The following is a 22,847-nucleotide window of genomic DNA, read 5'->3' as shown; positions in this document are numbered from 1 at the left end:
CCACAGGACGCGGTCGGTCCCGCGGGCGATCACGTAGAGGCCGTTGACGGGGTCGGATGTGGCGGAGACTTGAGCGACGTTGTGCTTGAGCTTGTTCCAGCCGCCGTTCATTTTGTGCTTGCCCCACAGGACGCGGTCGGTCCCGCGGGCGATCACGTAGAGGCCGTTGACGGGGTCGGATGTGGCGGAGACTTGAGCGACGTTGTGCTTGAGCTTGTTCCAGCCGCCGTTCATCTTGTGCTTGCCCCACAGGACGCCGTCGGTCCCGCGGGCGATCACGTAGAGGCCGTTGACGGGGTCGGATGTGGCGGAGACTTGAGCGACGTTGTGCTTGAGCTTGTTCCAGCCGCCGTTCATCTTGTGCTTGCCCCACAGGACGCCGTCGGTCCCGCGGGCGATCACGTAGAGGCCGTTGACCGAGTCGGTTGCCACGCTGGCCTCGGCCACGTTGTGCTTGAGCTTCTTCCACTTTCCGTCGAGGTTCGTCTTCGCCCACAGGACGTTCTTTTTCGTGATGCGGGCAATAACGAGCGGCCGAGCCTGCTCGCCACCGAAGTGGATGAAGTTGTCCGGCCAACCAGCCGACGCGTCAGGGCCCGAGTGCCCGCTTCCGCTCTTGTTAAGGACGCTGCGTCCGCTCATCGAGGGAATGCCAGGCACGCCATACCCGGTCTCGGATACAGCGATCTGAGTTCCGTCAGTACTTACCCAATCGACGTACGCGACGTGGCCGTAGGTACCAGTGTTCCACTGGGCGACCGCGCCAACCGACGGCACTGGGCTCACGGAGAGCCCAGCCACTCGGGCGTTTTCGTCCCAATCGATCGCGTTGCCGAGATTCCCTGGGTTTTCAACTCCGCGCTGCGAGAGACGGAAGGCGACGTAGGTCGTGCAGTTGTTTCCGTGGTCGTCGACCTCATAGCCCCAGGTCGTCTGGCCGGCGTAACCGTAGTCGCTCACACACGCCTGATCCCCGAGGCTGTAGCAGGCCCAACCACTCGGCGCGGCTTGGGCGGCGGGGGCGACGGCGGACAGCATCAACAAGCCGGCGACGACCATGCCAACTAGGCGGGCAGCAGGTCCGGTACTCACGGCAGCTTTGCTCCGTTCCCGATGGTGTACTTCCCAGGAACGCTAGCCTCCGGCGATGGGCGCCAAGCCGAGAATGCATCTGTCTCGCTCTACGCTCGTGTGACCTGGGCGCTTGCGCGCCTCGTGGCCTAGTCCAGCCCGTTCGGACGTTCTTGGCTCCAGTCGTTTTCAAGCGGATGCAAGTTCGGACTTTTTCAAGTGACCGTTACATGGAGGTGGTCTCGGTGGGCGCCCGTGATCGAGGTGGGGTCGTGCATCCCACCGCCGTCATAGGACCGCCAGCCCTCGGCGTCGCGAGCGAGTGACCAGATCCGGCCCTGCCAGATCAGATACTCCACGCCGAGCGTCCGGGCGTTCGTCCTGAGCCAGTTGGTGACGCGCCACCCGAACTCGAGCGCCGCGCCCGTAGCCGCCTGGCCGATCGCGTTGCCGAAGGTACCGTCGCAGGCGCGACCCTTCGGATGCTCCGAGCGGCTGTCGCCGGCCCGCCAGCACGCCCAGGAGCTATTTGAGAACCTCTGCCGGATCTGGGCGAGTACGTAGGCGGTGCGGGCGGTGATCTGGCCGGAGCTGGTGGGGTCGTCGACCATACGGTTCGGCTGCCCGCCGTCGTACGCCGGCGCGGGACCCTGCGGCGCAGGCTCCTCCTGCGAACAGTCCGCCGCCGCGTCAGAGGCGGCCGCCGCGCCGTCGAGGTTGCCCGCACGATGCTCCCGGAGCCAGGGCTCGGGATCGATCGCCGCGCTGTCGGCGCCGCCCGGCCGGATCTCGAAGTGCAGGTGTGGGCCCGTGGACTTCCCGTCGGAGCCGACGGCGCCGATCCGTTGCCCCGCCGCGACCCTCTGACCGACACGGACATCGACGCCCTCGGCGTACATGTGCGCGTAGCCCGACGCCACGGTCCTGCCGCCGACCTGGTGCTCGATCAGGATGAGGTGCGCGTACCCGGAGGAGACGGCGCCGGCGAACGCCACCCGCCCGGCGGCGACGGCGAGGATCGGCGTACCCAACGGTGCGGCGTAGTCGACACCGGTGTGGGTGGTGAAGTCACCGGTGATCGGGTCAGCGCGCGGGCCGAAGATGCTGGTCCGCCGCCACGTGCCGGCCGGGAGCGGGAACACCACCTCCGACGTCGATGCGCCCGCTCTACCACCGCCAGATCCGACGGCGACGGCGTCGAGGATTGCATCGGCGACGGGCGCGAAGTTCGCGTACCGATCCGGGTAGGCGGACACCTCGACCGCCTGCGCCGCCGCGCCAGGCGGCATCGTTGCCCAACCAGGGATGTCGAGCAGGCCGCGCGGCGAGCCGCGATTCGGCCCGGTCGGGCCGCCGTAGAACGCCCGCGCCTGGTAGCCGGCATCCATCAGTTGCGCGACGGTGCCCCATCCCGTGCTGGGCCGCATCTGGAACAGGCCGAGCGAGTCGTGGTCGCCGCCGTCACCGTCGTTGGGGTACCGGGCGGACTCCGGGTAGGCGCCCGTGTTGGCGAGCACCTTCAGTGACGACTCGGTCAGCGCCGCCATCAGCGCGATCCGGATCCCGTCCCGGCCGATGCCGTCCGTCTTGGCCCCGACGTCGATGATCGTCGCCGCGTTGATCAGCTGAGCTCGGCTAAGGGCGACCCGCGTGCCGTCCGCCGCGGTCGCGGTGAGCTGACCAGGCACCGCGCCGACGCTCAAGGGCGGCGGCGCGAGACAGGAGGCCTGTGCGGCCGGGTTCATCACGGTCGCGACCGCGAGCAGGCAGGAGGCAGGCCCGAACAGCAGCACGAGCAGGCCGATGCCCACGGCGAACTTGGGCATCGATCATTCCAGGGGCTCGCCGAGCCGTGAGAACCGCAGCAGGTAGCAGGTCGGGTACGTCGGCTCGCACACCACGAACACCGTGAACGCCACCGCGTGGGCCGACGTCACCGGCTCGCCCTCCCACACTCCGGCGCGGTGCCGGACGCCGAGGATCGTGTACGCCGACGTGCCCGGCGCGAGCCCGTCGCCAGCCTCTACGAGCGCCTGGTCCCACAGGTCCGGCACGTTGCTGGAGAAGAGCTCGAGCCACTGCCGCGTGTAGTACTCCCGCAGTTGCGACCACGCCGCGGCGTTGGGGAGGTACGCCGCCAGGTCGGCCGCCAGACCCGGCGCCGACTCGCCGGTCGGGTCGGCGACCGCCAGCAGCCGCCCGGTGTAGTCCGTCAGCGGGAAGGAGCTGCTGGTGTCCCAGGCGAAGGCCGCGGACGCAACCGCTTCGGCGAACTCCTGCGGGTCGCTGGTCGCGGGCAGCTGCTCAAGGTCGGCGGCCGCGGCCACGGACTCCGTCGTCTCCGTTGAAAAGGACGCTGACAGAGCGGACGACGGGGGAGCGAGCGGCGTGGCGGTTGTCTCGGAGCCCTGGCTCAGCCAGATGCCCATCGTGACGGCGGCGAGCACGCCCGCGAGGGCGGTCGTGGCCAGGGCGATCCGGCGTCGGCGTACCGACTGTTGGTCTCGGGGGCGGAGCATGACGTCAGCCCGTCACTGGAGGCACGCTGGCTAGGCGCGGGGGCTTCGGCGGCCGGCCGGCCTGGGCGGCTTCGTGGAATCGGGTCATCTCCGCGAGCACCCGCTCGAACGTCGTCTCGTAGTGGTCCGCCGGGTTCGGCGGCTTGAACTCCATGAGCGGCAGGCTCCACTCGCGGCACGTTCGGCGTACGAACTCCCTGGTCGCCTCGAGTCCGATCGTGGTGTTCGCGTGTGCAGCGTGGCTCGCGTGTGGCCGGAAGAGGTGGGCCAGGACGGTGGAATCGTTGCCGCCGGAGAACAGAACCACGGTGCCTGCCACCGCCCGACCATCGGCGAGGACATGGCGTTCGATTGCGCGATTCAGAATGGCGTGTGACTGCTCCACTAGCAGCTTGACGCGGTCCTCCCGCTGAGACCGCGGCAACGCGGCAACCTGGTCGGGACGCAGAAAGATGAGCCGGCTCATGTCCGCAGTTGATCCCGGCGCGGCCTCGGCGGTGGTGACCGACGGCCTGCCCTGTGGACACGGAATCCGCGCAATACCAGGCTGCGCTGCCGATGCGGCGCAACGCGCGCCGCGTGTGGCGACGGATCCTAGGGGCCGACGGGTTCGAGGAGATCCAGGATGCCGGCCACGGAGGCGCTCCGCTCGGAAACGGAGTGCGCCTCGCGAACGTAGTCCGGAATGCGTCCACGGGAGGGCAAGACGTATCCGTTCGCCGCCGCCCACGCGCGCAGTTCGGGCGCGGTCGCAGTCGGACCGGCCGCCTGATTGTCCTGGCGTCCGCTGCGCCGAGCCGCAGCTAAGTAGGGCTGCAGGCAGGCACGCAAGGTCCGTTCCTCGTCCGCGGTGAGATCGATCTCGTAGTGGGTTCCATCGAGGGAGAAACGCACAGGCGCGGCGTCGCTTGTCAGCGGCGCGCTGCTGAGGTCCGACGAAATCTCCACTTGACGACGAATCGCCACTCTCAAGCCTCCACGCTACTTATGCATCAACGAGCGGAGACGTTCTGCGATCAGGTCGGCGGGCACCGTGCTCGCAGCCCCCCATGACAGTCGGAGCGCGCCCGCAATCCGATCCTCTGAGAGTCCGGCAGCCACGAGAACATGGCTGGGCTCGTAACTCTGCGAGGTGCACGCTGAGCCGTTGGAGATCGCAGCGACGTCCTTCAACGCGACGATAGCTGCCTCGGAGTCCACTCCCGGTATCGACACGTTGACCGTCGTCGCAACTGTGCGGTCGGGGTCGCCGTTGACCTCGACACCGAGCGGGGCGAGCGCGGCCAGCACCTCAACCTTGATCCGCTCGGCGGCTGCCATTCGATCGCCGGCTTCCTCCAGCGCGAGCGAGGTGGCGGTTCCCAGCCCCGCGATGAGCGCGACGGGCAGCGTTCCCGGCCGCAGGCCACGTTCCTGCCCACCACCTCGCATAAGGGGCTCCAGCGGCGGACGCCGGTACCCGCGCCGTCGGGTCACGAGTGCGCCGATGCCCTTCGGGGCCCCGATCTTGTGGCCGGAAACGGCAATCAGGTCGACACGAGGGTGCTGAAGCGGCGCGACCAACTTCCCGAAGGCTTGCGCGGCGTCGACATGGAAGAACGCCTCGTGGCCCTCGAGCGCCTGTGCGATCTTCTCGATCGGCTGAATGACGCCCGTCTCGTTGTTGACTGCCATCACCGACACAAGCAGCGTGTCAGGACGCAGCGCGCTGGCGACGGCTTCGGGCGAGACCCAGCCACCCGGCTCCGGAGCGATCAGTTCAACCTCGAACCCTCGTTCGGACAGAACCTCAAGGGGCTCGAGCACAGCCTTGTGCTCGATCTGCGTCGAGATGATGTGCCTTCGTCCGACCGCCTCGCCGTGTGCGGCGAGTCCGAGGATCGCGAGGTTGTCGCTCTCGGTCGCGCCGCTGGTGAAGATCACCTCATCCGGCTTGGCAGCCACCGCCGCCGCGACCTCCTCCCGCGCGCGAATAACCCGGTGCTTGGCAACCTGGCCATAGCCATGAGTGCGACTGCCCGCGTTTCCGAACTCCTCGGTGAGGAAGCGCAGCACCTCCTCGGCCACACGAGGGTCGACGGGCGCCGTTGCGTTGTAGTCCAGGTAGACCGGCCGGGACGCACCGCCTGCTAGAGGGGCGTTGATGTCGGGGGTGCTCGCTACGGTCATGTTTGGAAGCGTACCGGCGTGTACGGACAATGTTTGGATTCACTCGGGGTGGTGTTCGGAGATGTGGTCCGAACATGCAAGACTGTGGGCATGGCACAGGAGGGATCGGCGTCCAAGCAGCCGCCCTCGGCGCCAGGTGCCTCTCGCGGCGGCGAGTTCGAGTACGTGTTTCCTGCGATCCGCGGCATCCAGGCAGGTCGTGAGTACTTCGTCACGATGTGTCCCCTCCGCATCATCCCGCGCTTGTTCCTCTTCAACGAAGAGGAGCTCCCCCCGGAAATGCGCGCGCAGCGCTCGCTCAACCGCAACCGGGTCCCGGAGATCGCCCGCTACATCGTTGAGAACGCGGACAGCTACGTCTTCTCCGCCCTCACGGCAAGCGTCAACGCAGAGGTGCGTTTCGAGCCACTCGTCGATGGTGCCGGGCCGGCGGACCGGGTTGGTCAGCTCACGATCCCCATGTCCGCGACCTTCGTCATCAACGACGGTCAGCATCGGCGGGCGGCCATTCAGCAAGCCCTCACGGAGAATCCAGAACTTGGCGACGAGACGATCGCCATCGTCATGTTCATCGACGTCGGACTCGCGCGGTGCCAGCAGATGTTCGCAGACCTCAATCGGCACGCGATCAGACCCGCGCCCTCGATCGGTGTGCTGTATGACCACCGCGATCCGATGGCTGAACTCACCCGAACCGTCGTGACAAAGACACCCTTCCTGCGTGACGTCACCGACATGGAGAACAGCAGTCTCGCCCAGCGGTCGCGCAAGTTGTTCACGCTGTCCGCGATCCACACCGCGACCGGCGCGCTTCTCGATGAGATCCGCCCAGATGATCCAGCGGGACGCGCGGGTTTGGCCTCGGACTACTGGAGGGTGGTCGCTGATCAGTTCCCGCTGTGGCAGCAGGTGTTCCGCGGCGAAGTGACCGCCGGTGAGGTACGCCGCGACTTCATCCACACCCACAGCATCGTCCTGCACGCCCTGGGTCGAGTTGGCAACTCGCTGCTGCGCGACTCCGAGATCCCGGAGACATGGGAGAAGACCCTGACCGCGCTGCGCGACATCGACTGGCACCGCAGCAACCACGAAACCTGGGAAGGCCGCGCCACATCCGGCGGCAACGTCAGCAAGAGCCGACGCAACGTCGACCTGACAACGGCCCACATTCGCACGGTCCTAGGTATGCCCCTCCCACCAGATGAGCAACGTGCCGAGGACGCCTTCGCACGAGGAGAGACGAAGTGACAAACCTGACGATCCGTCCGCGGTCCGCGTTTGACGACCTCGGCTTCGCCGGCACCATCGAAGCCCTCGTTGCGCAGACGCAACAGCTCTACTTGGCCGATGGTGTTCCGTGGGTCGTGGGCTACTCCGGCGGCAAGGACTCCACTGCAACGCTGCAGATCGTTTGGCTTGCCCTCGCCGGGCTGGAGCCGAATCAGCGCACCAAGCCCGTCCACGTCATCTCGACCGACACACTCGTCGAGAATCCGGTGGTCGCAGCGTGGGTGACCCATTCGCTCGATGTCATGGAGTCCGCGGCCGTCGAGCAGACACTTCCGCTCACGCCCCACCGCCTCACCCCAGCCGTCACCGATACGTTCTGGGTCAACCTGATCGGCCGTGGATACCCCGCGCCCCGGCCCAAGTTCCGCTGGTGCACCGAACGGCTCAAGATCAAGCCCTCCAACACGTTCATCCGCGAGATGGTCCGGTCACACGGCGAAGCGATCCTGGTCCTCGGTACGCGCAAGGCTGAAAGCTCCGGCCGCCACGCTCGCATGTCGGCCCTGGAGTCCCGGCGTGTTCGTGACCTGCTCAGCCCCAACGACTCGCTTCCCAACGCACTCGTCTACTCGCCCGTCGAGAACTGGTCGAACGACGACGTGTGGACCTTCCTCATGCAGTCTCCGAACCCGTGGGGCTACTCCAACAAGCAGCTCCTCACGATGTATCAAGGTGCCTCCTCCGACGGTGAGTGCCCGCTGGTCGTTGACTCAAGTACGCCGAGCTGCGGTGATAGTCGATTCGGTTGCTGGACCTGCACCCTCGTCGAGCAGGACAAGTCGATGGCCGCGATGGTTCAAAACGATGACGAGAAGGAGTGGATGCGCCCGCTCATCGACCTCCGCGACGAGCTGGTTCCCCGTGAGGATGTTGTCGACGCCAGCGGACGGACACGGTCACTGATCAACGACCGTGACAAGCGCGACTTCCGCCGGATGAATGGCTCGGTTCAGCTCTTCCGGGGCGAGCTAATCCCAGGCCCGTACACCCAGACGGCGCGGGAGGAATGGCTCACCAAGCTCCTGCAAGTGCAGACCCTCGTACGCGAGATCGGCCCTGACTACGTCGGAGCGATCGACCTCATCACCCTCCCCGAGCTGGAGGAGATCCGGCGCATCTGGGTCGTCGAGAAGCACGAATTCGAGGACAGCCTGCCCCGCATCTTCCAGGAAGCCACCGGCGAGCCCTACCCGGGCGGCCCACTCGACGAACACCTGCCCCTCGGCGCCGACATGATCGACTCGCTCCGTGCTGTGGCGGGGGAGGACCGACCCCACTTTGAACTGGTTCGGGAGCTGCTCGACATCGAGCAGCGCCACCGCGCACAGGTACGGCGGGCGGGCCTCTTCGACTCCCTGGAGAAGGCATTGCGACGGGGCTTCTACGACAACGAGGACGACGCCAAGGCGCGCGCGCTGAGCCGCCAGGCGGCCATGGAGCGGACGCCCGAAGACACCGACGGCGAGGATCCCGATCCGCTCGATGTCGCCGACGGCTACGTACGACCTATCTCGGAGCCCACCTCGTGATCCTCAACAGTCTCGTTCTCCACAACGTCGGCACCTTTGCCGGCAAGCAGACAATCAACCTGACGCCGCCGTCCGAATCGAAGCCGATCGTGCTCATCGGCGGACTCAACGGTGCTGGCAAGACCACGATCCTCGAAGCGATCCAGCTCGCGCTCTTCGGAGCTTTGGCACCCACCACCGGGCGTCGGTCCGGGGGATACGACAAGTACCTCCGCGGACTGATCCACCGCGGCGTCCCGGCCACTGAAGGCGCCGCTATCGAACTGACCTTCACCGCCCACCAAGAAGGCTCGGAGCACACCTACTGGGTTCGCCGCAGTTGGAAGGCCACTGGCGCCTCGATCCGGGAGATCCTCCTCGTGTCGGTGGACGGGAAACACAACAAGTCACTGACATCGACCTGGAACGAATACGTCGAAACGTTCCTCCCACGCGGTATCGCTGGCCTCTTCTTCTTCGACGGCGAGCAGATCGAAGCCCTCGCCGACCTCGAGCGCTCCCGGGAGGTGCTGGGCTCTGCCCTTTCCGCGCTACTTGGGCTCGACCTCGTTGAGCGTTTGGCGACCGACCTCTCGGTCCTCAAGCGGCGTCATCGGGGATCACAGGTGCCCGAGAGCCTCCGGCAGAGCGTCGATGAGAAGAAGCAGCTCCTCACCACCTGCCGTCAAGCGGAGGAAGCGGCTGCAGCGGCGGAGGCCGCTCGGCTAACCGAACTCGAGCGTTGCCAGAAGCTGTTCCACGAAGCGACGGAGGCGTATCGCACGGCGGGCGGTGATCTCCTGGAGCAACGTGACATCGCAGAAAACCATGCTGCGACCGTGCGAGAGACGCTCGCGCGCTGCGAGGAAGGGATCCGCCACGAACTGGCTGAGTCCGCACCGCTGCTGCAGCTTGGTGAACTGCTTGGCCAGCTGCGAGGCCAGGTGCGTACTGAGGCGGAAGCTCATCGCAACAGCGTTGTGGTCGATGCGATGGCAGGCCGAGACGAGAACCTCAAGCAAGAATTGATCCGGGCGGATGTCGCGCAGGACGTCATCGACCTCGTCGATGCCTTCCTCTCATCCGACGTCGAAACGCGTCGCTCGACGTCGAACACCCGACAGATCGCAAGCCTCGCAGACCACAACGGCCTAGAGGCCCTGCTCACGTCCACGCTTCCTGAAAGTCGCAAGCGCCTGCAGACGACGATCGATCAGCGTACGCACCTCAAGGCCGAGCGTGAGCAGGCCGAGCGCGTTCTGGCGGCGATCCCAGACCCCGAAGCCGTCGCACCGTTCGGACGCGCACGTGAAGAGGCTCGGGACGCCTTGCTGCGGGCAGAAGCTGCGCTGACCGTCGCGAGCGAGATGCTCGCAAGTGCCCGCACTGACCGCACTAGGGCGTCAGACGCATACGAGGCGTCACTGGACAAGGCAGCACAAGCGGGTCTGGGCGCACAAGACGACCTCCGGCTCGTCGAGCACGCCGACAGGGTGCGCGCAACGCTGGATCTCCTGCGCCTCGAAGCCACCCGCCGGCACCTAGTTCGCATCTCCGAGTTCATCCTCGAATCTCTGAGCATGCTGTTCCGGAAGCACAACCTGGTGACCGGCGTGGAGATTGACCCTGACACCTACACGGTGGCGCTCACCGGCGCGGACGGCCAGGAGCTCCCCGCCAAGAACCTCTCCGCCGGCGAGCGCCAGCTGTTGGCCGTGGCGCTTCTCTGGGGCCTGGCCCGTGCAGCGGGACAGCCGCTGCCGGTTGTTGTTGACACGCCGCTGGGCCGCTTGGACGGAGAACATCGCGCGCACCTGCTGGATCGCTACTTCCCGCACGCCAGCCATCAGGTCGTACTCCTCTCCACGGACACGGAAATCGATGAGGCGGCCTTCCGGCGGATCGCGCCGCACGTTGGCCGCCGCTACCGCCTTGAGTTCGACCAAAGCAGCAACGCAACCCACGTCGAAGACGACTACTTCTGGGAATCGGCATGACACTCGACAACGTCCGGCTCAGCCAACAAGCCCGCGACCAACTCATCACCCTCAAGCGCCGCACGGGCATTCAACACTGGAACGTCCTGTGCCGTTGGGCGCTCTGCCGATCCCTCGCCGAACCGGCACCCCCGCCGGCCATCAAACTGACCCTCGACAGCAACGTCGAGATGAGCTGGCGCACATTCGGCGGCGACATCGGCGACGTGCTCTGGGCACTGGTACGGATGCGCTGCCACAACGACGGGCTCCCGCTCGATGACGACACCCTGGCCCAGCAGTTCCGACTCCACCTCCACCGCGGAATCGGCTACCTCGTGGGCGACCCTCGACTGACCGACGTTGTTGGGCTCGCAACCATCGGACTCAGCGAGGAGCCGCCCGCGGCATGACCGGCGAGGTGGTCGCCCGCCACAAGACGGCGCTGTCAAGAGGCAGCCTGTCTCGTCCAATGGCGACCGCCTCCGCCGACGGCCTACTCGCAGCGGACGCCTCCGTCTTTGACTACGGCTGCGGCAAAGGCGACGACATCCGACACCTCCGCACCCTCGGCTACTCAGCCGATGGCTGGGACCCGGCCCACCGACCCGACGGGGTTCGCACGCCCGCATCCGTGGTCAACCTCGGCTACGTCCTCAACGTCATCGAGTCACGCTCCGAGCGCGCCGACGTTCTCCGCGCCGCATGGGCGCTGGCGCAAGACCTCCTCATAGTGTCGGCCAGAATGACCTGGGATGCCCGAGACCTCTCCGGCCGCCCCCTCGGAGACGGGTTGGTAACGCGGACAGGCACGTTCCAGAAGTTCTACGAGCAGAACGAACTCGCCGAGTGGATCCAGCAGACGGTCGGAGTCCGACCGCACGCCGCAGCCCCAGGCATCTTCTACCTCTTCCGAGACGAAGCAGCCGCACAGAGCTTCCTCGCCTCCCGCGTCTACACCTACCGCCCGCGCATCACCATCGACCCACAAGCCCAGTACGACGCCAATGAAGCTGCTATCGCCCCACTCCTTGAGTTCATGCAGCGACACGCTCGCGCACCGAAGCAAGGTGAACTTGAACCCGGGGCTGTCACGGGGATCGTCGAAGCCGTTGGAAGCGTCGGACGAGCTCAGCGCCTCATCCGCCAGGTCACGACCGACGAGTACTGGGAGCGTGTTAGCGCCCATCGCCGGGCCGAGCTGCTCATCTATATCGCACTCTCCCGATTCGGTCGACGACCCAGATTCAGCCAACTCGACAAATCACTCACCACGGACATCCGCAGCCTCTTCGGGACCTACCAGGACGCCTGCCGCCAAGCCGATCGACTGCTTCTCGCCTGCGGCGACCAGGCAATGCTGTACGTCAACGCACGAAGCTCAAAGATCGGAAAGCAGACACCAAGCGCGCTCTACGTCCACCGATCTGCGATCGCCGAGATCCCCCCAGTACTCCAGGTCTACGAGGGATGCGCGCGCGCCCTCGCCGGTACGATCCCGAGCGCCAACCTCGTCAAACTATCCGTGACCGAGCCGCAGGTTTCCTACCTCACCTACCCGACCTTCGAGCGTGACCCCCATCCGACGCTCCGGTCAGCCATCACCGTCAACCTCCGCAAACTCACTGTCGATTGGCGCGACTACAGCCAATCCGACAACCCGCCCCTGCTGCACCGCAAGGAAGAGTTCGTTGGAGCTGAGCACCCCCGTCGGCAACTCTACGAACGCCTCACCCGGTCAGAGATCCGCGCGAACCTCTACGCCCATCCGGAACGAATCGGAACTCAGAAGGGTTGGCAGTCCACGCTCGAAGCAGCTGGAGTGCACCTGCAGGGGCATCGCCTCAAGCGAGCCTAGCGATGCGTCTTGCATACCCCATGGCCCCCCGTCACACGGACGAGGGGCCATCCACCCGAGGGGTTACCAGCTGACTCCGCCGAGCAGTTCCTCGACCGAGGCAGCCGTGGCTCCCCCGCTGCCGCTCAGGGCTTCGGCCACCAGATCACCGACGACCAGCGCTGCAGGCTGGTGTCGTACGTTGACCTGCTCTTGAATGTACTCCAGTCCGCCATTGGCAAACTCTTCGAAGATGACGATGCGCTCCTGGATCCGCTCCCCATCCATGATCTCAGGATCGTCGGTGACGACGTTCGCGGCGATCATGTTGATGAGCGCCTCACTGAACGCCGGCGCGGTCATAGTCTCGTAGCGAATCGTGTCACCCGCCTTCTCGGAAAACCCGACCCGCCTGCTGAAGCGGTAACCCACTGCAGCTCCGAGCAGCAAGATGTCACGGAACGTCCCAAATCCACCCTCGTCCCGGAGCTCCACCATGAGGCGCTCGTGCTCCTGCGGACGGCGGACACGAACGTCGGTCGATGGTGTGATCACAGAATCTCCTTGAGCAGCGCGTAGTCAGTCTCGGCGTGGCGGATATACGGGTGCTCGAAACCGCGAAGCTCGATGTCCTCGTCGGTTGCGCCCGGAAGGCTGCTGTGGGCCTCAATGACGCCAAGATGACTCACAAACGGCGTGAGCTCCGAGACCACCTTCCCGAGACCCTGGCTCTTGCTGACCAACACGACGAGTTGCGGGGCCATCTGGGCCAAGGCGCGGGCCACCGCCTCCTGGTAGTTCTCATCGAGCGACCCGAAAGCCGCGTCCATGACGATCGGGTATGTACCGGCGTCCTCGGTGGCCTCGCCCTCGGCCCGGCTCTCCTTGTGGATCTCCCGCGCGAGCTTGGACACCGCCGCGACGAAGCTCAGGCTCAGGATCTGGTTCTCACCAGTCGACTTGCCAACCGGCAGCTGGACGCCATCGACGTTGGTATGGAGGGTCAGCTCAAAGGACTCGCTGAGCGCCGGAACATAGTTCTTGTATGTGATGCTCTTGTAGACCGATTTCAACTCCGCGTCGAGCCGCTGCCGCATTCGCTCGGAGCGAATCTCCAAAATCTCCGAGAGCGCCTTGCGCACGTTCTGAACCATGTCCGAGCGCGCCCGTGCCTTCGCGGCAAGGTCATCGGTGACCTCGGCGCTCTTGCGCTCCTTCACCTTCTGGTCGATGTCGCGGGTGATTCGCTCCAGCTCGTTCGCCACACCCCCGATGCGCCGCTGCTTCTCGCCGTGCCGATTCTCGAGATCGATGCGCTTGGACACGAGGGCCTGAGCGTCGTCCCGGCGGCTGTCACGCAGCTTCCCCTCCAGCTCCGACGCAACCTCCTCGAGCTCGGCAATTCGGTCCCGAAGGTCACCGATCCGCTTCATCACCGTCCCGAGCCCGACCTGCAGGTCCGACCTGGCCGAGGCGATCGGGGCGATCTGTCCGCTCAGCCTTTGCCACGCGGTCTCCACCGCCTGCAGCCCCGCACGCTGCCGCCACTCGGTGACGTGCTGCCACGGCGCGCTGTGCTCTGCCAGCGCCGTGCCGCAGATGCAAGTGCCCTCATCGAGCAGCTGGTCGACGAACTCTCGCTTCAGCGGCGCAGGGAGAGCGCCCTTCTCGTACAGGGCCTCCGCCATCTTGCTGGTCGCCTCACCCAGCTCGTCAGTGAAGGCCAGGAATCCCCGAGTCGCAATCAGGTTCGCGCGCTCACTGAGCGCACTCTCCAACGCCACGCGCGTAACCGACAGCTCCCTGTCGGCAGCGTCCTTTTGTTGCTGGATGGGCGCCGTCTCATCGTGCTGCCGAAGCAGATCCATCACGCTCTCCCGCTCCTCGTTGAGCGTGGCAAGGTCGCCCTCCAGGAACTTCTGCTCGTCGCGGAGATCCGACTCGCGCTCCCGGAGCTGGTCGATGGCAATCTGAATCTCACTCGCCTTGTCGCCACCGTGCTTGCGAATGTCTGCCGTCAGCTTGCGGTCGACCTTGGGCAGGTGATCCAGAGCGCGCTCGACCTGCTCCAAGCGCAGCAGAACCTTGATGTCCTGCTGTACCTCGCTGTAGGCGCTCTTCTCCACCAGCTTCTCGATGCGCTCTCCGTTGAAGAAGAAGAACCGGCTGATGTTGCGAGGGAGGAACGACAGGATCCGTTCCTGGGGTGCGCCGACGATCTCTGAGGAACCGTCAGCCTTCGTCGTCCAGAGCTGCACCTCTGGAGAAGCCTTGCCCTGGTGGTCGCCCTCCTTGCGGATGCTCGCCCTACGAAGCACCCGGTAGGTCGCGCCCTCATGGTCGAAGACGATCTCAACGCTCACCTCTGCGGACGCACCGGTGGCCGTGGCGCGCCACACGCTGTCCGTCACCAGCCGCTCCTGGTGCTCGACGTCAGCCGACAGCGATCCGTAGAGACCCCAGGTGAAGGCGTTGAGCAGGGTCGTCTTTCCAGCCCCATTGGCGCCGAAGAGCAGCGACACCGGCTTCAGAGCGTCGGAGCGCAGGTCGAAACGTTGCTCGCCCTTGAACTGCCGGAAGTTCGTAAGAGCGATCGAGTGCAGTCTCACGGCATGATCTCCTTCACCGCGGCGAGCAAGTCGTCGGTCGCCTCATAGCGACTGACGTGAAGCTTGGCTCGCTCGATCTCCAAGACTCGCTTGAGCAGCGCGCGCTCCTCGGCAGTGAGTGCCAGGACCACCTGCTCCTCCGTGCGATCTGTGCCGCTCACTCGGTCTTTCCTCCCACTTGTTCCATCCGTCCTTCTTGCCTAGAGATGCATGAGCTGATATCGGTCCTTCAACGGGCGCAGCAACTCCAACGTGGCCTCGTAGTTCTCGGCGAGTTTGCCGAACTCATTTGCCCGTTCAAGCTCCCGCGCCAGGAGTCGTCGCTCCAGTTCGAAGTTGACCGGAGCACCGTCCGGTGGCACCGCCAGATAGTCAAGGATCTCCGCATGGACCTTGCCGTCCGCCCGACGAAGTAGCCGGCCCCGCCGCTGGATGAACTGGCGGGGATTACTGCTGCTAGCCAGCAGGTAACCGATCCGCGCATCGGGAATGTCGACACCCTCATCCAAGCACCGCATCGCGACCAGCAAGCGGAGATCGTCTCCGGTTCCAAAGCGCCGGAGCAGCGTCTTCCGATCGGCACGGGGGGTTTCGGATATGTAGGAGTGGGCAGCAAGCCCCAACTGGTTGCCCGCCACGTCCATCACCTCCCGAAGCTGGTTGGGTCCTGGGGGCTCACCCGCAGGGGCGGGGCGCGTCCCCTCGGCGCAGTACACCAGCTGGAACCAGGCGTCCGAACGGTTTGCGAGGTCGTCGCGAAGCATCCCCAGCTTGCCAGCGGCGTGCCCGAGTACTCCGGATCGCTTTCGTAGTAGCTGTCCGAGCGGAGAGTTTGGATCTGCGTCCTTGAGCTCCTCGCCGTTCGCGATGCACGCCGCGATCTGCGCGGACAGGTCGACGTACAACTGGGTCTCGCCATCATTGAGTTCGACGAGGCGGGGACGGTAAACGTATCGGCAGAGCGCTCCCATTTCGATTGCGGTACCGAGGCCGAGTTCGTACATGATGGGGCCGAAGTACTCGATGAGCGAGTCGGTGCCCTCGTCGTCAAACCATCGCTCCGGTGTGGCGGAGAGCGCCAACCGGTACGTCGCATTCGCTGGTAGGGCGGACCGGTAGCGTGAGGACCCTAGATTGTGTGCCTCGTCCGCGATGACCAGCATTGGCTGAGTGATGCGGGACAGGATTGCCTGGAACTTTGCGCCGGCGAACGACGCATTCGTAGCGACCATCGCGACCACTGGGCGTTGTCCAAGGCGACTCTGTGCAAGTTGTTCCTCGACCATCGGAAGCCACCGCTGGCTGGACTCGTATACCGGAATCGGTCGGAGGCCGAAGCCTTCGACTTCGGACAGCCACTGGTCGACCAGGTGCTGGAGCGGCGCCAGAATGAGGATCACCAATGGCTCCTCGCGTTGCTGAAGCACCCCAGCCAGCTTGGTAGCTGCGACCATCGATGTCTTGGTCTTTCCGGTGCCAGTCGCCATCTTGAGGATGCCGCGCCCTCGGTTTCCCAGCCACGCTTCGATGGCGTCGCGCTGATAGCCGCGTACGGTCAGCCAATCGGGGATAGCCAGGCGCGCAGCCTCGTCCGCAGGGGTCGCTGATGTGGCTAGCGCGTCGTCCTGGGCGGACAGGACATTCGTTCGCTCTTGGCCGAGATTGATGAGGCGCTCCCGAGCGACGTCGGGGAAGTCCTCGATGCTGAGCCCAGGCGTCTGGTCTGTCCACAGCTGCTCGAAGTCCTCTTCGAGGTTGATCGCTCGAACGCCATCACCATCGATCCAACCGCGGTAGACCTCGACTGACTCGAAGTTGGCCGCGAGCCCGCCGTGGGTTTCGTTGCTGCTGCCGGTGAATGCCACGAGGTCGCCCACCGCATCGCGAAAGATGCCGAGCTTCTCGTGGTAGATCCCGATATGTCCTTGCCGGTTGACGAATGCGAGCTTGATGTCGAGCCGGCCCTCGGCGATGAGCCGGCCCAGCAGGCCCAGGCCGTCCAGCACAGCCGGGTGCTCTTCGGCCTCAAGCACGCGCTCGGTGGCTCGAGAGAGGACCGCCCGCAGGTCATAGCCGCGCTCGATGTCGAGCAAGTCGTCCTCAGTGAGCTGAGGTGATGCGATCAATCGCATGGTCCCGCCGCGCTCGGCGAAGGTCTCGAGCCCGCGGGCGTAGAGTGCCAGGCTGGTCGAGGTGAAGTACCCCACAGCGCGGCTATAGCTGGTGGCAACCTGGAACATCGGGACGTAGAAGTCCTGAACGACGTCTCCAACACTTGATCGATAGCGCGATCTGATCGGGAGCCCGCGTAGCCCCGTGGGTACCGGCTGATCGGTCACAGGAGATCCATGATGTCGTTGACCGCGGGCTCTTCCACGGCCGCTGGTGTCCCGTCCGCTGCGGCAAGACTTCGGCGAACGCCCGTCAGCAGCTCGGCCACATCGCTATCTCCACGGTCACGGTATGCCCCGATGATGCTCACGATGGGCGTGGCGGTGGGAAGCCGGATGGCAGTAGCCAGGGAAGCGCGAGCAGCCTCACTCGACGTCTCTTCCGGAGCGCCCACCAACCTCAGCGCCGACTGAAGTGCATTGCCATCCGGGCCCTCGATCACCTCGACGTCGAAGGTTCGATCATCACCGATCACCAGGAAGACCTCGGTTCCTGCTGCGACGTCGGCGTCCACGAGGAAGCGGCGGATCGTGCCGAACGCCGGCTGGAACCCGCTCCAGTGGATGGCCTGGTCGCCCAGCCGCGAGCGCAGTAGCGCCTTGTCGCCCTGTTCCATCCCGAGAAGGCTGGTGACTGCAACAGGTGCCGTCGATCCACTGCCTCGTAGGTGGTCGTGGGTCACTCGAACACGATAGATCCACGCGTTCGGGCGGCGGTACAAGCGTGAAGTCTGCTCGGGAGTCTTCCGTGCTTCACGGGACGTGCCGGCCGCGCGCACGGTCCCACCACGGAGTTCGAACGGCGCGTTGCTGGCATACGCGATCACGCTGCTTGCCGACACGGAGTACCTGCCCGTAATGCGCTCCACCAGCGCATCGATTCCGATGGCGCCGCCAGCCTGAGCTAGCTCCCTGCGGATCACGGACCGAATGCTCCCGTACGCCTCCATGCCCCACTCGCGGAGGGCCCAGCTGTCACGATCGACTCGCTCGAAGCGATCGTCGATGCTGAGGGCGTTCTTCAATGAATTGGTCGAGCGCTCAACCTGGAATCGATCGACGATCTGCTGAGCGCTCATAGGTTCGCCCTGCATGGACAGGATCGCCGCGGCATAGTCATTCACCGACCCCGTGCGGGTCAGGACGTGTCCGCGGTCGACCAAATAGCCACGTTCGGTGATCCAGCGCAGCGTTGAAGAGGCGCGCGCGGCGGGGTCGGCGCCCTCGACGAGGTCGAGTTCCTCTAGGCGCACAACGCCGTACTGGTCGGCCCGTTCCTGAAGCTGGGCTGCGGTCGCCTCCGCAGCAGCCGTGAGGGTGGGCACGACGCACCACCCCTCTTCAATCTCGTAGACATCGTCCAGGCGGTCCAGCACTCGCCACGCAGGCTGGCCAGCCAACTCCACGGTGCGACCCAGTGCTGGAATCAGCGTGAGCAGGTCGTCGAGAGGACGGATCGTACCGATGATGCTTCGCGCCGCTTCCGCGACCGCGGCGATCGGTCCTTCCTCGGTCATGGACGACAACAAGGTCCCGCGTGCTTTGCCCTCGATCTGGCGGATTCGTTCCCTCGTCACTCCTTGCCGGCGCCCGATCTCGTCTAGCGTCGCGGGCTCGTCCGCGAACAGCCGTGCCCTGAGGACCTCGCAGGCACGCGGCTCCAGGAGTTCGAGGGCAGCGTCGAAATGGGCTGCGATATCGAGTTCAACCTCGGCCGTTGTGAGGATGTCACCAGGCGTGAGCTCGCGAACTCGCAGGTGCGCCTTCACGACGTCGGCTGGTGTCGATGGAGGAAGCTCATTCCCCAGCAGCGGCTGACTCGGGTGCCCGACGGTTCCGAACCAGGTCGCGATGATCCCCAAGTCCTCAACGAGAGAAGCCACCCAGTTGGGCAACCGAACGGCGTCGGTGTGGCCGCCGATGGGGGTCTGCGTCGCAACGTGCAATGTCAGGGCATCCGAAGTTGGGGGCTCGACCGCAAGTTCGACCAGTACCCGAAGGATCGCCTCGACGGTGCCGACACCCACTGCACGCCACTCGAGCATCTCCCGGACGGTGACGTGAGCGAGGCTGCTCGAGCGAGCGCAATGGTGCCGTGTGAGCGCGTTGACTGCCCGCGTAGGAAGGCTCCCTACCTCGGTGAGATCGAGGTCCGCCGGAATGCTCGGATAGAGCTGCGCGACTGTCCAGTGATCCAGCCGTTCCATCGCCATCTTGGCGATTCGGCCAGTGCCCTCACGGCGCTCCCGGGAGGTGGGGTGGCCAATGGGGAGATCCCACCACGGCAACGTTGTGATCTGGGACGCTTCGGGGATCCACGGAAAGACGTCGCACCAACGGGGCAAAGCGTCTGTCTCGCCTGACCGGTCGGACTTGACCGTCTCCTTCGCCTTCCCGAACCCGCCCTCCGCCCGCCACGCTGGCGCGGACGATTCACCGGTCAGCGGTTCGCTCGACGGAGTGGGGTCATCGATCCGGCTGAGGAAGTCATCGAACGCTTGATGCAGTTCGTCGGAATCGAATGTTTGCGGCAGTCCGTCGCCCTCGGCGAGATCTGCGGGAGACCTCTGTCCATCGGAGGGTGGCGTCTCGTCTGTCTGGTCGGGCTGGTCGCTGCCCTGTGATGCGTCGTCCGGTGTCGGGTTCGCATCGACCGACCGCCTCGGACCGCTCGTCACGCGAGGGGTCGGTGCCGAGGTCGAGAGTCCCGCCAACAGTTGGAGCAGGGCGTCCGTCGTGCCGACGCCCATCTGCCACCAGCCCAGCAGGTCATCGAGCTGCACACCCATCAGGTCCGCGGTCGACTCGCATCGGTTGCGACGGAGGACCAGCGCGGCGCGTCGGGGCAAGCCATCCAGGGTTTGAAGGTCAAGCTCCGCTGGGAGACCCGGGAAGATCTGGCCGATGGACCATCGGGTCAATCGCTGCATCGCCAATTCGGCGATCTGCGCCAGAAACTGCCCCCGCTGAGCCGGTGTTGCATCGCCGATTGGCAGCCTCCACCATGGCGCGGCGCCGCTGCCGGCGGCGCCGGCGAGCCACGGAAAGGCATCACCCCAGGTCTGAGGTGCGCGGTCTTCAAACTCGATGTAGCCGGTGGTAGCCACTGTTCACCCTCCCTGTGAGTCAGCGATTGTGTATCGGATACCCCCGACATGCTCGACGCTCGGCCCGGCGGGATCGGTTTCTTGCAGGATCCTGTCCGTCGGTTCGACGGGGTTTCATGTACCTGCGGAGGCGCCGCGAGTCCCGCAGAACAGCGGACACCACGGAGCTGAAGTCAGGGGCTACGACACCGCGACCACGCGTCCACGAGGTGAAGACGGTCGAGGCGAGTGGTCTCGAGATCGCTCCAAGGGGGCGGCTCCTATGGACCTTGTGCGCCCGCCGTGTCAATGGCGGGACACAATGATCCGCGCGCCTGACGCGCGCTTTACAGATCTAGCAGGGAGAGCGCCTTGGTGATCAGGTCGGATTCGCGTTTGACAACGTGGACGGCGGTCCAACTCTTCTTGCTGGCGAGCGCTGACGTCTCTCGGACGGCGGATTTCTCGTAAATGAGCTTCTTCTTGTTGAACATCGTGTTTCCCGCGATTGAGTTGTCCTTCGCCTCGAGCAGCGCGAGATTTCCGACCCGATGCTTCAACGGCTCCAAGGCGTCATCGACGTCAGCCTTGTCCGCGTTCTGCGGATAGATGTGGTCGATGGTTGCGGCATCGGCGTCGACAACTGAGGTCGTGTCAGGGGATGGCACGGTGTCTCGCTTTCCCTTTGTCGTCAGCCAGCCGTGGAAGTCTTCCAGACCGGCTAGGAACCAGCGCACGTTGTTCCGCTGGCCCGCCTTGTCGTAGCGAAGTTGCCGGGCGAGTGCCTCCTCGAGTTCGCTATCTGGGAGCGTCGAGTGGGCAAGATCATGGAGCTTGCTCCGCAACGCGTCGAGTTTCCACTTCGCATCCGTTCGTATGCCGCGCGCCGCGGGGTAGTAGACACGGGCGGCTGCGTCGGGATGCCCGCCACCGACGTTCTTGAAACGGAACGCGAACCGCTCCAACGTGATCACCAAGTCAAGGAACTGCTTCTCGCTCATCTTCGCTGCCCCCGCGAGAAGCAGTGGGTGCGCGAGCTCGTGCTTGAGCGTCTTGACCAGGCGTCGGATTCGGACCGTCTGTCCGATACTCAGCGAACTTGATGCGTAGGGCCACTCAGCGCGATTGATTCGATCGAAGAGGACGATCTCGTCGCGCATCTGCTCAACCAGGTTGCGAAGGTCGGCGGCTTGTGCTGCGTTGAGGGCGGTGGACGTCAACTTCAGCACATTGACGCGGTAATCCCGAACGAGCTCCCAGATGTCGGCTCGGTCGCCGACCACGCTTGGGTAGAAGGCGCGGAGGAACCCCTGCACTGTAGAAGCCCGGAAACTTAAGATCTCGTCCCACGCCGCAGCCGCCAGGGTCTGCTCGGGCGGGTGGCCTTCGAGAGCCTCTAGCGATTCGGCTCGAAGTAGGTCGCCTTCCGAAAGCTGCATCCCTCGGTCGTTTAGGACCATGAACAACTTGTACGCCGTCTGCAGGCTCGACGCCGTTAACTGGATAACGATGGAGGAGTTGAAGAGGGCGTACTGGATAGTGAGAAGTGCCCGCAGTCGCGACGATTCGCTCGCTCCCTCCGCGAAGACTGGGCTGAACAGTTCCTTCCAGAGGAGCTCGCGCGCCGTGTGGAGGAGTTCGTGGCTGTCGCGAGTGGGCCTGAACGCCTCACCCTTGAGGAGCTTCTGGAAGACGACGTGGTCGATCGGGGTTGGCGAGAGGCGCGGCCACTCGTCCAGCGCGCCAGTTAGCGGATCTGACTTGTTGATCCAAACGAAGTCTTCGCGCAAGCGCGCGCCGTTGCGTGTCGCTGCCGTGCTGGTGGCATTGTCTCCAGCCGCCTTCGCGCGGTAGGCGAGCTCGTCGAAGGCTGCGGCGAGCAGCGCGGTGGTGATCAGAAAGGTCGTTAGCCGCTGTTGACCGTCGATAACATTCCAGCCACCCATCGCAGGGTCTTGGACGAGTACGACGCCGCCGAAAAAGTGCTGTGGGGTCTCCCCCTTGCTCACGCCGACAGCAAGTGACCGGACGTCCCTGGCGAGATCAATGACCTCGTCTTCGGTCCATGAATACGACCTTTGGTATCGCGGAATTGTGAACGGAGCATCGTTCTTCAACATCTCGCCCAACGGCTTGAGGGCTGGCTGAACGATCGGTGTCCCGGCGATCTGTGGCGTGGAGACCAGTTTGAGAGTCGTGTCTGGTGTAGCTGCCAGATCGTCGGTGCAGTAACCCGCGGGAAGCTCGACCGGCAGTTCCTGCGGCGCAAGCGCCTCCCCGCCCTTCGCGGCAGCAGCAGCGAGTTCGAGACCGAGAGGATCGTGTCGGAACCGGAACACCACCTCGCGGTCCATGGCGCCGTGCCCTGACAGTCCTTGCTTCCCGTCCGTTGTCACAAACAGGAAGTGACCCAACTTCATTGCGCAGCCCGCCGGATTGCGGAAGTTGTCCGTGATCTCCTCGCCCCGGTCCTCTGCCAAGGTGCGAAGCGTGTTGCTCAACTCGACGACCTCGCTACTTGCTTTGTTTGCAGGTCCGTGCTGCTGGAAGACATCGAAGGCGATGACGGTCTCTTCGCGCGACCACTTGCGGTTCGCTCGTGCTGGCATGG

Annotated in this window: 17 protein-coding genes; 5 read left to right on the top strand and 12 right to left on the bottom strand. The window is 65.1% G+C overall.

What is annotated here, in order from left to right; translation table 11 throughout:
- The 6 genes from ABLM29_RS06710 to dndA form a co-directional block, all read right to left on the bottom strand.
- On the bottom strand, positions 1 to 1,059 hold a 1,059-nt coding region (locus ABLM29_RS06710; RefSeq protein ID WP_349713230.1), incomplete at its 3' end, for a CHAP domain-containing protein.
- Between the two features lie 227 nt (positions 1,060 to 1,286).
- The gene (locus ABLM29_RS06705; protein WP_349713229.1) at positions 1,287 to 2,897 is read right to left on the bottom strand and encodes a M23 family metallopeptidase; all 1,611 of its coding nucleotides are present in this window, start codon (positions 2,895 to 2,897) and stop codon (positions 1,287 to 1,289) included.
- A 3-nt stretch (positions 2,898 to 2,900) separates the two neighbouring features.
- Positions 2,901 to 3,590: a cell wall protein gene (locus ABLM29_RS06700; protein WP_349713228.1), complete on the bottom strand. Its 690-nt coding sequence runs from the start codon at positions 3,588 to 3,590 to the stop codon at positions 2,901 to 2,903.
- 4 nt (positions 3,591 to 3,594) lie between these two features.
- Positions 3,595 to 4,056, bottom strand: a complete 462-nt coding sequence (locus tag ABLM29_RS06695) for a hypothetical protein (RefSeq protein ID WP_349713227.1) — start codon at positions 4,054 to 4,056, stop codon at positions 3,595 to 3,597.
- 128 nt (positions 4,057 to 4,184) lie between these two features.
- A complete protein-coding gene (locus ABLM29_RS06690) occupies positions 4,185 to 4,556 on the bottom strand; it encodes a histone-like nucleoid-structuring protein Lsr2 (RefSeq protein ID WP_349713226.1) in 372 nt (123 codons plus the stop codon).
- A 15-nt stretch (positions 4,557 to 4,571) separates the two neighbouring features.
- A complete protein-coding gene (dndA, locus tag ABLM29_RS06685; protein WP_349713224.1) occupies positions 4,572 to 5,759 on the bottom strand; it encodes a cysteine desulfurase DndA in 1,188 nt (395 codons plus the stop codon).
- 90 nt (positions 5,760 to 5,849) lie between these two features.
- Between dndA and dndB the strand changes: the two genes are divergently transcribed.
- The 5 genes from dndB to ABLM29_RS06660 are packed head-to-tail and all read left to right on the top strand — an operon-like array spanning position 5,850 to position 12,391.
- Positions 5,850 to 7,007: a DNA sulfur modification protein DndB gene (gene dndB, locus ABLM29_RS06680; protein ID WP_349713223.1), complete on the top strand. Its 1,158-nt coding sequence runs from the start codon at positions 5,850 to 5,852 to the stop codon at positions 7,005 to 7,007.
- On the top strand, positions 7,004 to 8,578 hold the full coding sequence (gene dndC / locus ABLM29_RS06675; protein ID WP_349713222.1) for a DNA phosphorothioation system sulfurtransferase DndC: 1,575 nt from the start codon (positions 7,004 to 7,006) through the stop codon (positions 8,576 to 8,578). The genes dndB and dndC overlap by 4 nt, the downstream gene beginning before the upstream one ends.
- A complete protein-coding gene (gene dndD / locus ABLM29_RS06670; protein WP_349713221.1) occupies positions 8,575 to 10,554 on the top strand; it encodes a DNA sulfur modification protein DndD in 1,980 nt (659 codons plus the stop codon). Before dndC ends, dndD begins: the two co-directional genes overlap by 4 nt.
- On the top strand, positions 10,551 to 10,946 hold the full coding sequence (gene dndE, locus ABLM29_RS06665) for a DNA sulfur modification protein DndE (protein ID WP_349713220.1): 396 nt from the start codon (positions 10,551 to 10,553) through the stop codon (positions 10,944 to 10,946). The genes dndD and dndE overlap by 4 nt, the downstream gene beginning before the upstream one ends.
- Positions 10,943 to 12,391 (top strand): DNA phosphorothioation-associated putative methyltransferase, encoded by a 1,449-nt coding sequence (locus ABLM29_RS06660; protein WP_349713219.1) that lies wholly within the window; start codon positions 10,943 to 10,945, stop codon positions 12,389 to 12,391. The genes dndE and ABLM29_RS06660 overlap by 4 nt, the downstream gene beginning before the upstream one ends.
- 63 nt (positions 12,392 to 12,454) lie before the next feature.
- On the opposite strand, the gene ABLM29_RS06655 is transcribed toward ABLM29_RS06660, so the two are convergent.
- From ABLM29_RS06655 to ABLM29_RS06630, 6 genes are all read right to left on the bottom strand, one after another.
- Positions 12,455 to 12,925, bottom strand: coding sequence for a DNA phosphorothioation-associated 4-like protein (locus ABLM29_RS06655; protein WP_349713218.1), 471 nt, complete (start codon positions 12,923 to 12,925; stop codon positions 12,455 to 12,457).
- Positions 12,922 to 14,979, bottom strand: coding sequence for an AAA family ATPase (locus tag ABLM29_RS06650; protein WP_349713217.1), 2,058 nt, complete (start codon positions 14,977 to 14,979; stop codon positions 12,922 to 12,924). The genes ABLM29_RS06655 and ABLM29_RS06650 overlap by 4 nt, the downstream gene beginning before the upstream one ends.
- A complete protein-coding gene (locus tag ABLM29_RS06645) occupies positions 14,976 to 15,140 on the bottom strand; it encodes a hypothetical protein (protein WP_349713216.1) in 165 nt (54 codons plus the stop codon). Before ABLM29_RS06645 ends, ABLM29_RS06650 begins: the two co-directional genes overlap by 4 nt.
- A gap of 39 nt (positions 15,141 to 15,179) precedes the next feature.
- Positions 15,180 to 17,318, bottom strand: a complete 2,139-nt coding sequence (locus tag ABLM29_RS06640) for a DEAD/DEAH box helicase family protein (protein ID WP_349713215.1) — start codon at positions 17,316 to 17,318, stop codon at positions 15,180 to 15,182.
- Positions 17,315 to 20,257 (bottom strand): sigma factor-like helix-turn-helix DNA-binding protein, encoded by a 2,943-nt coding sequence (locus ABLM29_RS06635; protein ID WP_349713213.1) that lies wholly within the window; start codon positions 20,255 to 20,257, stop codon positions 17,315 to 17,317. The genes ABLM29_RS06640 and ABLM29_RS06635 overlap by 4 nt, the downstream gene beginning before the upstream one ends.
- Positions 20,258 to 20,583: 326 nt before the next feature.
- Positions 20,584 to 22,845 (bottom strand): DUF262 domain-containing protein, encoded by a 2,262-nt coding sequence (locus tag ABLM29_RS06630; protein ID WP_349713212.1) that lies wholly within the window; start codon positions 22,843 to 22,845, stop codon positions 20,584 to 20,586.
- Between the last annotated feature and the right edge of the window lie 2 nt (positions 22,846 to 22,847).

Source organism: Nocardioides sp. YIM 152588 (genome assembly GCF_040191335.1).
In the GTDB taxonomy this organism is placed as follows: domain Bacteria; phylum Actinomycetota; class Actinomycetes; order Propionibacteriales; family Nocardioidaceae; genus Nocardioides.
This window is presented reverse-complemented; position numbering and strand designations above follow the sequence as displayed.